The organism is Amycolatopsis sp. NPDC003676 (assembly GCF_053587275.1).
In genome coordinates, this window is sequence record NZ_JBSFNS010000163.1 from 1 (window position 1) to 14,165 (window position 14,165).

General features: G+C 69.5%; 12 protein-coding genes. 8 read left to right on the forward strand and 4 right to left on the reverse strand.

The genetic code is table 11. From position 1 onward, the window contains the following. Positions 1-624: 624 nt before the first annotated feature. Both ACWDNU_RS42300 and ACWDNU_RS42305 read right to left on the reverse strand, forming a co-directional pair. Entirely contained in the window at positions 625-1,989 is a 1,365-nt protein-coding gene (locus ACWDNU_RS42300; RefSeq protein WP_449672990.1) for a GGDEF domain-containing protein, read from the reverse strand. A gap of 464 nt (positions 1,990-2,453) precedes the next feature. Continuing rightward, the gene (locus ACWDNU_RS42305; protein ID WP_370934740.1) at positions 2,454-3,662 is read right to left on the reverse strand and encodes an MFS transporter; all 1,209 of its coding nucleotides are present in this window, start codon (positions 3,660-3,662) and stop codon (positions 2,454-2,456) included. A gap of 352 nt (positions 3,663-4,014) precedes the next feature. On the opposite strand from ACWDNU_RS42305, the gene ACWDNU_RS42310 reads away from it, so the two are divergent. Further along, positions 4,015-4,902: an SDR family NAD(P)-dependent oxidoreductase gene (locus tag ACWDNU_RS42310; protein WP_449672991.1), complete on the forward strand. Its 888-nt coding sequence runs from the start codon at positions 4,015-4,017 to the stop codon at positions 4,900-4,902. A gap of 132 nt (positions 4,903-5,034) precedes the next feature. Here ACWDNU_RS42310 and ACWDNU_RS42315 read toward each other — a convergent pair whose 3' ends face one another. Next, a complete protein-coding gene (locus ACWDNU_RS42315; protein ID WP_449672992.1) occupies positions 5,035-6,861 on the reverse strand; it encodes an AMP-dependent synthetase/ligase in 1,827 nt (608 codons plus the stop codon). Positions 6,862-7,006: 145 nt separating this feature from the next. On the opposite strand from ACWDNU_RS42315, the gene kynU reads away from it, so the two are divergent. The 6 genes from kynU (at position 7,007) to ACWDNU_RS42345 (ending at position 12,953) form a co-directional block, all read left to right on the forward strand. Further along, the gene (gene kynU / locus ACWDNU_RS42320; RefSeq protein WP_449672993.1) at positions 7,007-8,197 is read left to right on the forward strand and encodes a kynureninase; all 1,191 of its coding nucleotides are present in this window, start codon (positions 7,007-7,009) and stop codon (positions 8,195-8,197) included. Between the two features lie 211 nt (positions 8,198-8,408). Next, positions 8,409-8,699, forward strand: coding sequence for a hypothetical protein (locus ACWDNU_RS42325; protein ID WP_449672994.1), 291 nt, complete (start codon positions 8,409-8,411; stop codon positions 8,697-8,699). A 376-nt stretch (positions 8,700-9,075) separates the two neighbouring features. After that, positions 9,076-11,586 carry a nitrate- and nitrite sensing domain-containing protein gene (locus tag ACWDNU_RS42330; protein WP_449672995.1) on the forward strand — a complete coding sequence of 837 codons (2,511 nt, stop codon included), beginning with the start codon at positions 9,076-9,078 and terminating at the stop codon, positions 11,584-11,586. Then, positions 11,586-12,002: a roadblock/LC7 domain-containing protein gene (locus tag ACWDNU_RS42335; RefSeq protein WP_067580331.1), complete on the forward strand. Its 417-nt coding sequence runs from the start codon at positions 11,586-11,588 to the stop codon at positions 12,000-12,002. Before ACWDNU_RS42330 ends, ACWDNU_RS42335 begins: the two co-directional genes overlap by 1 nt. Further along, a complete protein-coding gene (locus ACWDNU_RS42340; protein WP_344271717.1) occupies positions 12,002-12,373 on the forward strand; it encodes a DUF742 domain-containing protein in 372 nt (123 codons plus the stop codon). Before ACWDNU_RS42335 ends, ACWDNU_RS42340 begins: the two co-directional genes overlap by 1 nt. Further along, positions 12,354-12,953 (forward strand): GTP-binding protein, encoded by a 600-nt coding sequence (locus ACWDNU_RS42345; protein WP_370934746.1) that lies wholly within the window; start codon positions 12,354-12,356, stop codon positions 12,951-12,953. The genes ACWDNU_RS42340 and ACWDNU_RS42345 overlap by 20 nt, the downstream gene beginning before the upstream one ends. 30 nt (positions 12,954-12,983) lie before the next feature. Here ACWDNU_RS42345 and ACWDNU_RS42350 read toward each other — a convergent pair whose 3' ends face one another. After that, positions 12,984-13,445, reverse strand: coding sequence for a DoxX family protein (locus ACWDNU_RS42350; protein ID WP_449672996.1), 462 nt, complete (start codon positions 13,443-13,445; stop codon positions 12,984-12,986). 140 nt (positions 13,446-13,585) lie between these two features. Here ACWDNU_RS42350 and ACWDNU_RS42355 point away from each other — a divergent pair, with 140 nt between their 5' ends. After that, positions 13,586-14,044: an NUDIX domain-containing protein gene (locus ACWDNU_RS42355; protein WP_449672997.1), complete on the forward strand. Its 459-nt coding sequence runs from the start codon at positions 13,586-13,588 to the stop codon at positions 14,042-14,044. The last annotated feature ends 121 nt before the right edge of the window (positions 14,045-14,165 follow it).

Genomic DNA, 14,165 nt, shown 5'->3' on the forward strand with positions numbered 1-14,165 from the left:
TGATTTTCCTTCTTATTTTGGTGTTCTGTTATGGGATAATTCACTAAATATCACACCCGCAAGGAGCCCTTCACGGACCGCTGCGGGGAGATACGCGGCCCAGCCAGTGTTCGACGTCGCCGTAGCGGGGCTGCTGGGAAGACCCCAATGTGGCGTTGGGTGCATGCGACGCACCCAATGTGGCGTTCGGTGCGTCAGATGCACCCAACGCTACATTGGGGCGGTTCTGGCCGGGGCGAGGCGGGCGGGGTGCGGGACCGTCGCGGCTCGGGAGGTTCGGTCCGGGATAGACGCCAGCAGCGGCCGGGTCCGGGGGAGCCGTGCGGGTCGGGGATGGACGGGGAGCGGTGCGGGCCAGGGATGGAGGGTGCTGCGGTTGAGTACGGGGCGGCCGCGAGTGAGTCCGATCCGGCCCCGAGGGATTTTCGGGCTTCGGTCAACTGGGTTCGCCCGGCCCGGCGGCTTTCGTTCCTTCCCGAAAACCGGCAGTCGCGGTTCGCGGTCCGGCGGGCAATTAACCCGGCGGCCCAATGCGGCGGCGGAACGGGGTGCGCGCCGTTGCGCACAGTTGCTGAATCGGTTTCGCGATTAATCGCAAAGAGTGCCAGTGATCGGAATTGTTGATCACTTCGGAGGCAGATTCGCGTCCGCGAAGCGCACCTGGTTCCGGCCGCCTTCCTTCGCGGTGTAGACGGCCGCGTCGGCGGCTTGCAGCAACTGTTCCAGTGTCGTTCCGTTCACCCCGAGCAATGAAACGCCGATCGACCCGGTGCGGCCGGTGATCAATGCCGAACCGCCGCGTTTGTCGGTCGTCACGATGCGCTGATCGGCGATTGCGGTACGGATCCGTTCCGCGGTCACCTTCGCCGCCGTAGTGTCCGCATCGGGCAGCAGGATCAGGAACTCCTCGCCGCCGAAGCGGCCGATGATGTCCTTGGGACGCGTTATCTCGTCGAGAGTTTGCGCCACCGTGCGGAGCACGTCGTCGCCCGCCGGATGGCCGTAGGTGTCGTTGATCCACTTGAAGTGGTCGAGGTCGATCATCAGCAGCGCAAGGGTTTCCCCGCCGCGCGCGGCCCTCGCCAGCGCGCGTTCCGCGGACTCCGACCACCCGCGCACGTTGAAGATCCCGGTTTTCGGATCGGTGCGCGCTTCGGACTGCAGTTGGTTGATTTCCGCCAGCCGGTTGCCCAGCACCGTGATGAGCACGAGGATCACGATCGCCGGCGGGATGTTCACGAGCAGGATCGTCGCGATGGTGCCGAGGCTGATCGTCGACAGCTCCAGCAGGTTGTCGTCCTTGGTGCCCAATACGTTGCGCAGGGTGGGCGCGGACGTGCCGCCGAGCGCGAGCAGCCCGCCGATCACGATCGCCTGCAGCGCCGCGTAACTGAACCCGACGAGCATCAGGATCCCGAAGACCTGCAACGAGTTCGCGGGCGAAAGCCGGGCCAGCTCGGCGGACGCGAAAGTCTGGTACAGGTGGTGCGCCAGCAGTGCCGACACCGCATGCGTGAACGAGGTGAACACGAACTTGTGCGGCGGCCGCCGGGAGTTGAACCACCGCTGGACGCGCAGGAGCGCGATCAGCAGCAGCGTCAGCGGGATCGGCAGCAGCAGCGCGGCCGGGAACACCCAGATGCCGGTCAGGTCGATGTGGACGGCGGTGACCCGGTTGCGCCGCCGTTCCTCTTGCCTGCGGGTGAGCTGGATGTGCACCGTCGCGCAGCCGGCGAGGATCGCGAACCGGCCCCAGTCCACAAGATCCGGGCTCGGCGACGTCACCACGCCGAAGGTCAGCAGCGCCACCGCGATCGCGTCCCAGGCGAGCAGGAACGCGATCATCCGGCGCGGTTTCGTCCAGAGATCCCAGGAGTGGACGGGGTTCCCGGCGATCAATGCGCGCAGCCGTCCCGCGCCGCCGTTGGCGGCGGGCGGTTCCTCCCCGGGGCCGCGGCCTTCACCGCGCGCCGGTTCGGTTCCGGGCATCGGGCCGTGCCTCCTCGGGTGTCGGATGCGGTTCCCGGACGGTTCCCGGTTCTGCGCCGTTATCAGTTGCCGGTATCATCTCACTCACCGACTTCGAACGCTGTATTCGGTCGTAGTCTCCGAACCCGGAGACGCCTTCCGCGACAACTGCTGCATCCATGAAGTAAATTGCGGAGGAGCGTCCCCGCCGTCCCCCCGAGTGAGGTGTTTTCCCGTGCGCGACCGCGAAGCGTGAATCGAGCTGTTGTCATTTTCCGATGAATTGTCAGCGAGCGGAGGTGAGCAGCTGTGCGTGACCGTGAAGCGTGAGTTCCGTGACCGATCCACGACGGATTCGTGACAATGCGAACGGAGGTGTGTTCCGTGCGTGACCGTGAAGCGTGAAACGACTTCCCGTCCGGCGTACCCGGACCCATTCGGCCGGTGCCTCGACCCCGGCCACAGATTCATCCAGCGATCCACGATCAGGCCCCGGCCGCGACCGCGTGCCGCACCCGGGTCCACGAGAACGCGGTGGGGATCGCCAGAGCCACGCCGGCCAGCCCGGCCAGCGCGATGGCGGTGACGGCAGAGCCGGTCGCCTGTGCGACCACCCCGCCGAGAGCCACCCCGATGCCTTGCGCCACGCGCAGCCCCGTGCGGTAGAGCCCGCCGGCGCCGCCGCGCAGTTCGTTCGGCACCCAGGTGGAGAACGTCGCGGTCACGGTGATGATGTAGGCGCCCATCGCACCGGCGAGCGCGAGCAGCACCAGCGCGACCACCAGATTCGGCTGCAGCAGGAACAGCGCGAGCAAGGCCAGCGACGTCGTCGCCAGCACTCCGAGCAGCCGCTGCCGGACCTCGGCGGACGCGAATTTCGACAGCAGATAGGCCCCGGCGACGAAGCCGAGCGGGTCGGCGGCGAGCAGCCAGCCGACCGCCGCGGACGGCGCGTTCAGCTGCTGGGCCAGCGGCGCGGCCAGCCCTTCGGGCACCACGGCCAGCCCCACGAGCCACGACAACGCGATCAGCACCCGCAGTTTGCGCTGCCCGAACACCCAGCGCGTCGCGGAGAACCAGGTGCTGTGGTCGCCGCCGGCAGCGGGCCGGTTGTGCACCCACACCCGCACGATCACCGCGGCCACCGCGAAACTCACCGCGTCGATCGCCAGCGCCCACGACGTGCCCACGGCCGTCACCAGCACGCCGCCGCCGGCCAGACCGAGCAGCTGCACCGTGTTGGTGGTGATCCCGCGCAGGTCTTGGCTGCGCAGGTACAGATGGTCGTCGGTGAACACCTCGCGGGTGATCGCGTTCTGCGCCGCGTTCGCGGGCGACGCGGCGAGCTGAACCGCGACGAGCAGCAGGCACAGCGCGGCCAGCGGCATTCCGGGCAGGCTCATCAACCCGACGAGCACGGCCTGGGCGGCGGCACTCACGCTCAGCACGGCCCGCCGCGGGTAGCGGTCGGCGAGGAAGGACAGCCCGAGCCCGCCGGCGAGCGCGGGCAGGAAAGTCAGCGCGTAGACGACCGCGGCCCACAGCGCGGAACCGGTGCGGTGGTAGACGAGGATGGACAGCGCCACCTTCGCCAGCTGGTCGCCCGCGCTCGAGATGGCCTCCGCCGCCCAGAGCACGCGATACTCGACATTCCGCAGCGGCGCCGTCAGCCGAGAGGTCGCTTCGGTCGTCACGAGATGACCACTGCCCCCTCCCCGATCGAGTGAATGCGAGTGTCCCGCATTCTGCCTTCGCCTGTTTCGCTCCTGGCCAGGAGTGTCACTGCTCCGGTCAGGGCATGCACCCTCAGTATGCCGCCGATCACACCAGGGTGAACAGCCGGGAAGAATCCGGTGGCCGGAACGGGGAGCCGTTCGGACTGACCTGCCGCGGGGTACCCGTAGCACTGATCAGCTTTCCTCGTTCGGCGCAGCGCGACCACCGTTCGTCGCGATCGTCCGGTGCGACTGGGCCGAACGGTCCAACACTGGGAGAGACCCGGCGGAGCGGACGTCCTCGCGCCGGGCGCACCAGCGGGGAGTGAGCGTGGACAGACTGTTGCAGGACAAGGCCGTGGTGGTGACCGGGGCCGGGCGCGGGCTCGGGGAGGCGTTCGCCGTGCACGTCGCGCGCGCGGGCGGGGCCGTGGTGGTCAACGACGTGGACGCCGGACTGGCCGAGCGCACCGCGGCGGCGATCCGCGAACACGGCGGGCGCGCGGTCGCGAACGGGCACAGCGTGGCCGACCCGGCGCAGGCGCAGGCGATCGTCGACCAGTGCGTCGCCGAGTTCGGCCGGATCGACGGCCTGGTCAACAACGCGGGGCTCAACTACGAGGCGCTGCCGTGGGAGGACGACGCGGAACAGGCCCGCCAGCTGGTCGAGGTCAACGTGCTCGGCGTGATGTACACCGGGCTCGCCGCGATCCGCGCGATGGTCGGCGCGGGCGGCGGCGGGTCGATCGTGAACATTTCTTCTGGCGCGTCGCTCGGGCAGCGCAAGCTCGGCGTGTACTCGGCGAGCAAGGGCGCGGTCGCGTCGCTGACTTACTCGTGGGCGCTGGACCTCGACGATTCCGGGATCCGGGTGAACGCGGTGTGCCCGGTGGCGCACACCCGGATGGTCTGGAAATCCGAGCGGGCGCTGCGCGCGTGCCCGCCGGAGCGGACGCCGGCGAAGATCGCGCCGCTCGTGCTGTTCCTGCTCGGCGAGGGGTCGCACGGCATCACCGGGCAGATGATCCGGTGCAACGGCCCGCAGCTGCACGTGATGGGGCAGCCGTACCTGAAGCAGCCGATCCTGGAGCGCCCGGACTGGGACACCGAGACCGTGCAGCAGGCGTTCGACGAGGTGTTCTCCGCCCACCTGGAGAACTACGGACTGGAAAAGCGCGTGCCGCCGCGGCTGCGCAAGTGGACCCGGCAGGCCTCGTGAGTGGCGATCACGGTTAGAACCGTGATCGCCGCTCACGAGACCCGAAGCCACGTACGGGGCAGGCATGCGGCGGTCGCGTCGCCCTGGTCAGGTGTCGTGAGTGGCGATGCCGGTTAGAACCGTGATCGCCGCTCACGAGGAGTAGAGCGAGGCGATGTCGGAGCCGTAGCGGTCGTTGATCACCCGGCGCTTGAGCTTGAGCGTCGGGGTCAGTTCGCCGGTTTCGGGTGTCCACGCGGTGGTGATGACGTGGTACTTCTTGATCTGCTCGGCCCGCGCCAGCCTGCTGTTCGCTGATTCGACGGCCCGGGCGATCTCCGCCTGGACCGCCTCGTGTGCGGCGAGCGCGTCGATCCCCTCTGCTTCGACGCCGTTGGCCGCCGCCCAGCCGGGCGCGATCTCGTCGTCGAGCACGATCAGCGCGGTCACGTACGGCCGCGCGTCGCCGATCGCGACCGCTTGGCCGATCAGCGGGTGCTCCTTCAGCAGGCCCTCGATCCGGGTCGGCGCGATGTTCTTGCCGCTCGAGGTGATGATCAGTTCCTTCTTGCGGTCGGTGATCGTGACGTACCCGTCGTCGTCGATCGTGCCGATGTCGCCGGTGGCGAACCAGCCGTCGGCGTCGGTGGCCGGTTCGATCGTGCCGTCCGGCTGCAGGTAGCCGAGGAAGACGATCGGGCCGCGGACGAGCAGTTCGCCGTCCTCGCCGGTCTTCACCTCGACGCCGTCGATCGGGCGGCCGACGGTGCCCGCGCGGAACGCGTCGGCGCTGTTCGCGGTCGCCGCGCCGGTGGTCTCGGACAGGCCCCAGACCTCGCGGATCTCGACGCCCAGCCCGGCCAGGAAGTACAGCACTTCCAGCGGAAGCGCGGCCGCGCCGCTGGACGCGATGTGCAGCTGGTCGAGCCCGAGCAGCCCGCGCACCGGCGCGAGCACGGTCTCGTCGGTCTTCGCGATGCGCTCGGCGAGATCGGCGGGCAGCTCCTCGCCCGCGCTGCGGAGTTTGTAGCCCTCTTGCAGGAGTTCGTTCGCCGAAATGAGCGCCTCGCGCCGGTCCTCGGGCACGCCGGCGAGCATGTTCTTCAGGCCCGCCACCATCTTTTCCCACACCCGCGGCACGCCGAAGAAGCTCTGCGGGTGCACCTGGCCGAGCGCCGCGACCACGCCGGACGGATCGCCGACGGTGTGCACGTGACCCGCCGCGACGATCGGCAGATAAATCGACAGCTCGCGTTCGGCGATGTGCGCCAGCGGCAGGTATGCGATGTTCGTCGGGTGCATCGGGGCCTTGTGCAGCGTGTGCACGGCGATGCCCTCGTGGATCGCGTTGCGGTGCGACAGCACGACGCCCTTGGGGTCGCCGGTGGTGCCGGAGGTGTAGATCATCGCGAGCGGGTCGTCCGGGCGGATCGCCTGCCACGCTTGATCGAATGCCTCGGGGTCGGCGGCGAGCGCGGTGCGGCCGGCTTCGCGCACGGCGGAGTACGCGACGAAGCGGTCGTCGCCGTCCGGGATCGCGGTTTCGTCGATGACCACCACGCGGCGCAGCGCCGGCAGATCGTCGAGCACCGGCAGCCAGCGGGACAGCTCGTCGGCACCGGCGAGGACCACGACGGGGGCGGCGCTGTGCCGGGCGACGTAGCGGATCTGCTCCGGGCTGAGCGTCGCGTACGCCGTGCACGGGATGGCCGCCAGGTGCACGGCGGCGAGGTCGGCGATCAGGTGGTCCGGCGAACTCGGGGCCATGATCAGCATCCGGTCGCCCGCGGCGAGGCCGAGCCCGGCGAGCCCGCGGGACACCTCGGCGATCGCGGTCCGGAACTCGCTCCAGGTGAGCGTCGGACGGCCTTCGAGATCGAGCGAGGTGAGCGCGGGCCGGTCCCCGTACTCGACGGCATTGCGCCGCAGCAGCGACGGGATCGTCTGGCCCTCGGCTTGTTCGGCGATCGACTGGGTCAACGCTGACCTCCTCCGGTGGTGCCTGGTCAGGTCACTGTAGGTCGTCGAAGCGGCGGCCGATAGAGAATCCCGGCCAGCCTCGGCGCTCGATAGACCGGCCCGCCTCCTGTTAGAAAGAGGGCGAACCGGGACCCGAGGAGCGTCGATGACCGAATCCGCTGTGCGCGGCCAGAGCCTTGCCGACGAGGCGGCCGCGCTCGACGCCGCCGACCCGCTCGCCGCGAAACGCGCGGAGTTCGACCTTGACCCGGAAGTCGCCTACTTCGACGGGAATTCTCTTGGCGCGCCGCCGAAACACGTCGCGGAGCGGCTGACCGAGGTCGTCCGGCACCAGTGGGGACGGCGGCTGATCCGGTCGTGGACCGAGGGCTGGTGGGAAGCACCGCAGCGGGTCGGCGAGCGGATCGCGCCGTTGGTCGGGGCCGCCGCCGGACAGGTCGTGGTGGCGGATTCGACGAGCGTGGACCTGTTCAAGACGCTCGTCGCGGCGGTGCGGGCGAACCCCGGCCGCGACGAGGTGCTGGTCGACGCGGCGACCTTTCCGACCGACGGCTACGTCGCCGACCAGGCGGCCCGGCTCACCGGGCACACTGTGCGGCGCGTGCCGGTGGCGGAGCTGCCGGACGCGGTGAGCGAGCGGACGGCCGCGGTGCTCGTGAATCACGTCGACTACGTCAGCGGGCGGCTGCACGACATGCCGTCGGTCACCGAGGCCGTGCACGCGGCCGGCGCGCTCGTGGTGTGGGATCTCTGCCACAGCGTCGGCGCGATTCCGGTTCAGCTCGACGCGTGCGACGTCGATTTCGCGGTGGGTTGTACGTACAAATTCCTCAACGGCGGACCGGGTTCGCCCGCGTTCATCTATGTGGCACAGCGGCATCAGGCGGAATTCGATCAGCCGCTCGCCGGATGGGCCGGGCACGCGGATCCGTTCGGAATGGAACCGGGATACCGCGGCAGCGCGGGGATCGCGCGCGCCCGGGCGGGCACGCCGGACATCCTGTCGATGCTGGCGCTCGACGCCGCGCTGGACGTCTGGGACGACGTCGACCTTTCCGTATTGCGCGCGAAAGGCTTGGCACTGGGCGATTTCTTCTTCCGGTGCGCGGACGAACTGCTGCCGGGAGCCGACGTTCCGACGCCGCGCGAACACGTTCGGGGACACCAGGTTTCGGTGCGCGACGCGGGCGGGCAGCACACGATGGACGCGCTGCACGAACGCGGCGTGCTCGGCGATTTCCGGCCGCCGGACGTGCTGCGGTTCGGGCTGGCTCCGCTGTACACGACTTACGCCGAGGTGCTGCGGGCGGTCACGGTGCTGCGCGAGGTGCGCTGAAAAGAATTCGCGCAATATCCTCGCGGATTCGCCGGGATCCGGCCGGATTCGCGGGACCTGGGTGAACAATCGGTGTCCTGCTCGCCCCTTTGGGTGATCGACGGGCGCGCCGCGCGCTGCCCGGCGGGTATGCTCGGTGCCTGTTTTTTCGCGGGCCGGAGCCGATCGGGGAGCGGCGCCGCCGGGCGAATCCGGGGCGGAAGGGGCCGAAATGATCGAGACCCGCGGTCGGGAAGTGCCGCTCTCGTATGTCGTGACCCTGCTCGTCGGCGTGGCGCTCGGCTTCGTGCTCGCCCGGTTCGGCGACTTCATCGGACGCTATCCGGTCGAATCGACGCTGGTAGCGGTGCTGATAGCGTCCGTGGCCGTGCTGGCATGGGCGTGCCGGGAGATGCTGCACGATCTGCTCCGCCGAGAGCCTCCGGCGGTCGCGCCGGAAACGGAACCGGCGCCCGGGCCGCGGCTTTCCGCGCACCGGCCGCCGAATGGCGTCCGACGCTGAATTCCGGAAATCGATCTCGGTTTTCCGTTCGATTCCGCCGCTGATGCGGAAATGCGCATAAGTTTCCGGTGAGTTTTCGCGCGGGCCGGGTCGTGACCGACCTCACGCGCGGGAGCCCGGCGGAGCGCGGCGCGGCGGGTGCGACCAAGGTCACGTCCGGTGGTGATCAGTTTTCCAAGCACCGCAGTGGGTTACTAGCAGGTAACAAGAGGATGACGGCAACGCGGGTCCGGACTTGACTCGCCCGTCCGGGTTGCTTACCGTCGTCGCGGGCAACGCAGACCACGGTGAACTGTGATCCGGCTGGTCGGACCGGTGCAACGAAAACACCGAGGACCCGAATACCACAGCAGTGCCGGAAGGAAAACGGATCACGGTGAAGCAGAATTCCGGGCGAAAGGGCCGCGGCTCCTCGATTCGCTCTCGCGTGCTCGCGATCGCGTTGATTCCTAGCGTGGCGTTGCTGATCGTCGGTATCGCGCTCGCCGGATACCTGATTTTCGACGCGACGCAGGCGCGGAGTTACGCGCAGAAGATTCGCGGTTCGGAAGGCCCCGGCATTCCGTTCCTGCTCGCCGCGGAACAGGAACGCCAGCTGTCGATGAGCGTGCTGGCCGGACAGGACGCCGCGCGCGCCGCGCTGCTGGCCACCCGGCCGAAGACGGACGCGTCCGCCGCGCAGATCACCTCGGTGCTGCAGGGCAACTTCGCGAGCGACTCGAACGTGCCCGCGAGCGTCAAGCAGAACATCGCCACGTTCGCCGCGCTGGAAGCGAAACTGCCGCAGCTGCGCCAGCAGGTCGACTCCGGCCAGGTGCCGCGGCTCGAGGTTTTTTCCTTCTACAACCAGATCATCGACCAGTTCACCCAGGGCGTCGCCGGGCTCGCGCAGGCCGCCCGCGGCGCGGACAACGCGTACGCCCGGCTGTCCGCGATCCCGATTTTCAACGCCGCCGAGGAAATGCAGCGCAGCGACGCGCTGGCGTCGGCCGGGCTCGCCGCGGGCGGGCTGTCCGGCGACGAGCAGCGCGCGTACCTCGGCCAGATCGGCGCGTACCACGCGCAGCTCGAACAGTCGGTGCCGCAGATGGTGCCCGAGGTGCGGGCGAACTACGACAAGCTCGTCTCGAGTCCCGCGTGGACGACCGTGACGCAGGTCGAGAACGCCTTGCTGTCCGGCGCGAAACAGCTTCCGGTGCCGCTGGAGCAGTGGCGGACCGACGCCAAGCAGGTCGCCACCACGCTGATGACGATGTTCGCCGCGCAGAGTGCGCACGCGACCAACGCGGCGATCACCGACGCCGACGACACGCTGCGCAACTCGATCATCGCGGGCGCGGCGGCGGTGCTCTTCGCGCTCGCCGTGGTGCTGATCGCGCTGCGGCTGTCGAACCGCTTCATCTCCCGGCTCGCCCGGCTGCGCGAGGACACCCTCGACGCGGCCGAGGTGCGGCTGCCGGAACTCGTCGGCCGCGTGCGGGCGGGCGAACCGGTCGACCTCGACGAGGGCGGGCACCTGCTCGACCACGGCACGGACGAGATCGGCGAGGTGGCCGAGGCGTTCAACCTGGCGCAGCAGTCCGCGCTCGCCGCCGCGGTCGAGGAAGCCAAGACCCGGCAAGGCACCAAGGCGGTGTTCCTCAACATCGCGCACCGCAGCCAGGTCATCGTGCACCGGCAGCTGAAGGTGCTGGACGCGGCCGAGCGCAAGCAGGAGGACCCGGACCAGCTGGACACGCTGTTCCGGCTCGACCACCTCTCCACCCGCGCGCGGCGCAACGCGGAGAACCTGATCATCCTCGGCGGCGGCCAGCCCGGACGGCAGTGGCGCAATCCGGTGTCGCTGGTGGAACTCGTCCGCGGCGCGGCGGCCGAAACCGAGCACTTCGCGCGGGTCAAGACGGCGAAGCTGCCGGAGGTCGCGGTGCGCGGTCCGGTCGTCGGAGACCTCGTGCACCTGCTCGCCGAGCTGATCGACAACGCGACGTCGTTCTCGCCGCCGGAATCGCGCGTCGAACTGCGCGGCAACGTCGTCGGCAAGGGCGTCGTGATCGAGGTCGAGGACCAGGGCCTCGGCATCGAGCAGGACCAGGCCGACGAGTTCAACGCGATGCTCGCCGACCCGCCGGACTTCGGGATCATGGCGCTGTCCGACGAACCGCGGCTGGGCCTGTTCGTGGTCGCGCGGCTGGCGTCGCGGCACGGGATCTCGGTGCATCTGCGCGAATCCGCGTACGGCGGAACCCGGGCGATCGTGTTGGTGCGCAAGGATTTGCTCGCGCCGATCAGCGAGACGGAGCCCTCGGACACCGAGGCGTCTTCGGAAGAGGACGGGACGCCGGAGCTTTCCCGGCTCGCGGTGGAGCCGTCGCGGCCCGCGCCGGAACCGCAGCGACCGGAACTGCCGCAACGGAAAGCGGCTCGCCCGGAACCAGTGCAAGCGGAACTGCCGCAGCCGTCGCGGGGCACGCCGGAACCCCGCGTCGCGCCCGAGCCTCGGGTCGCGCCGGAGCAGCAGCGGCCGGAGTTGCCGACCCGCCGCGCGATGCGTCCGGTCGCCGAGGCGCCGCCGGTCCGCCCGCCGCAAACCCGCCCGCAGCACGAGCAGCGTCCGCCCGCGGACAACGGCCGTGCGCCGCGTCCGGCGGTCGAGAACGGCCGCGCCGCGCCGCCGCGTCCGCCTGGTCGTCCGCCGCTTCCGCAGCGGCGGCGGCAGCAGAACCTGGTTCCGCAGTTGCGCAGTGACCGGCCAGCGCCGGAATCCGACGACGTCCGCGAGGATTCGCCGGAGCAGGCCCGGTCCCGGCTCAGCGCGTTCCAGCAGGGCACCCGGCGGGCCCGCGAGGCCGATCCCGGGCACGACAACAGGTACGGAGATCGCGACTGATGGCGAACAACGGAGTCAACGAGCTCGACTGGCTGCTCGACGACCTCGTGCAGCGGGTCGCCGGCGCGGACCGCGCGGTGGTGCTGTCCGCGGACGGGTTGCTCATCGGCCGGTCGGGCACCCTGTCCGAGGCGGACGCGGAGCACCTGTCCGCGGTCGCGTCGGCGTTCCAGAGCCTCGCCCGCGGCACCGGACGGCACTTCGGCGGCGGCAACGTGCGGCAGACGATGGTCGAGATGGACCACGCGTTCCTGTTCGTCACCGCGGCCGGCCGGGGCGCCTGCCTCGCGCTGCTGGCCGGGGTCGACGCGGACATGGGGCTCGTCGCCTACGAGATGAACCTGATGGTCAAGCGGGTCGGCGCGGTGCTCACCGCGGCGCCGCGGGCCGGAGCGGTCCAGCGGACCTCGCCATGATGGCTCAGGGCCGCGAGTCCTGGTACGAGGACGAGGCCGGTCCGCTGGTGCGGTCCTACGCCGTCACCGGCGGGCGGACCCGGTCCGACACGCGCGGGCTCGACCTCATCACGCTCGTCGTCGCGCTGCGCACCGCGAGCGAGACGCCCGGCCTCGAACCGGAGTACTCGCGCATTCTTTCCCTGTGCCAGCGCCCGGTTTCGGTCGCCGAGGTGGCGGCTCGCGTCGACCTGCCGCTGCCCGTGGTGAAGGTGCTGCTGAGCGATTTGATAGAACGCAACCTCGTGCTCTTCCGCACCGCGACGCCGGTGACCGACGCCCCCAGCCCCCACGTACTCCAGGCGGTTCTCGATGGCATCCGGAAACTCTGAGCCCCGCCGGTCGCTCACCGCGCAGGCGGTGAAGGTGCTCGTCGCGGGTGGCTTCGGAGTCGGCAAGACGACCCTGGTCGGCTCGGTCAGCGAGGTGCCGCCGCTGCGCACCGAAGAGGTGATCACCGCCGCGTCCGAGGGCGTGGACGACCTGTCCGGCGTCGAGGGCAAAACCACCACGACGGTCGCGCTCGACTTCGGCCGGATCACCATCAACCCCGAGCTCATCCTGTACCTGTTCGGGACGCCGGGGCAGGACCGGTTCTGGTTCATGTGGGACGAACTGGCCGACGGCGCGCTCGGCGCGGTGGTGCTGGCGGACACGCGGCGGCTCGAATCTTGTTTCCCCGCAGTGGATTTCTTCGAGCAGCGCGGGTTGCCGTTCGTGGTCGGGGTGAACTGCTTCGACGACGCTTACCGGTACGGGACCGAGGAAGTCCGCGGGGCGCTGGATCTCGATCCGCAGGTGCCGTTGCTGTTGTGCGACGCGCGGGAGCGGGATTCGACCAAGCAGGTGCTGACGGTGTTGATGGAGCACGCGCTCGGGCGGGCGATGCTGGTGAGCGGCAACCCCGGCTAGGTTTCCGGGATTGCCGCTCTGTCGCGGGTTTCAGCGACGGCGCAGATTGTCCAGTGCGGCCGCCCCCGGCCCCACCACGGCGATGGTGAGGAAGATCCAGGCGAACAGGGCGGCGGGCTCGCCCATGTTGTGCAAGGGGAGAAGGCCTTCCGGGGCGTGCACGGTGAAGTAGGCGTAGGCCATGACGCCGGAGAGCACCGTTGCGGAGATTCGGGTGAAGAGCCCGGCGAAGACCAGGATCGCGCCGATGACCTCGATCAGACTGGCCCAGTAGCCCGGCCACTGGCCGAAGGGGAGCGCGCCGCCCGCGTTGTCGATGCCGCCGAAGAGGCCGAAGCCCATCAGGCCGTGGCAGAGGAAGAGGAACGACACCACGGCGCGGAAGAGGGCCAGGACGGTGGGCCGGGCTCGGTCTGCCAGGGACTTCTTGCCTTCGGCGGCGGCGGTGGTCTCGGCGGTCTTGATGGTCTTCGGGGCGGTGGTGGTGGTCATCGTGGGGTCCTTCCCGGGGTGGCTGTTGGGTGCCTTCTGCCTATGCGTCGAACGGGGTTGGCGTGGATCGACACATTGCCGGGAAGTTTTTTCTGTGGGGGTGTTTGGGCTGGTCAGGTGGGGACTGGCAGGGTGGGGGGATGGTGGTCAGGCGTAGTGCTGGGGTGTTGGTTTTTCGGCGGGGCGCGGCGGGGGTCGAGGTGTTGCTCGCGCATATGGGCGGGCCGTTTTGGGCTAAGAAGGATCTGGCTGCTTGGTCGTTGCCCAAGGGGGAGATCGAGGAGGGGGAAGCGGCTGAGGTTGCTGCTCGGCGGGAGTTCGCTGAGGAATTGGGGGTGCCGGTGCCTGCTGGGGAATGGGTTGAGCTGGGGGAGGTTCGGCAGTCCGGGAAGGTCGTGACTGCTTGGGCTGTGGAGGGGGAGCTTGATCCGGCTCAGGTGGTGCCTGGGGTTTTCGAGATGGAGTGGCCGCCTCGGTCTGGGCGGACGCAGGAGTTTCCTGAAGTGGATCGGGTGGAGTGGTTTTCTCTCGAGGTGGCTCGGGAGAAGCTGGTCAAAGGGCAGCGGGGGTTTTTGGATCGGCTTGCCGAGTTGGGGTGAGGTTCGGCTCGTCGCCTGGCGGCGACATTGCGCACCTGGGGTGCGTGGGGCACCCCGAAGCTTGAGTGTGCTGACGGTCTGGGGGTGCTTGTCAAGGCGGGAAAGATGCCTTGACAAGCAC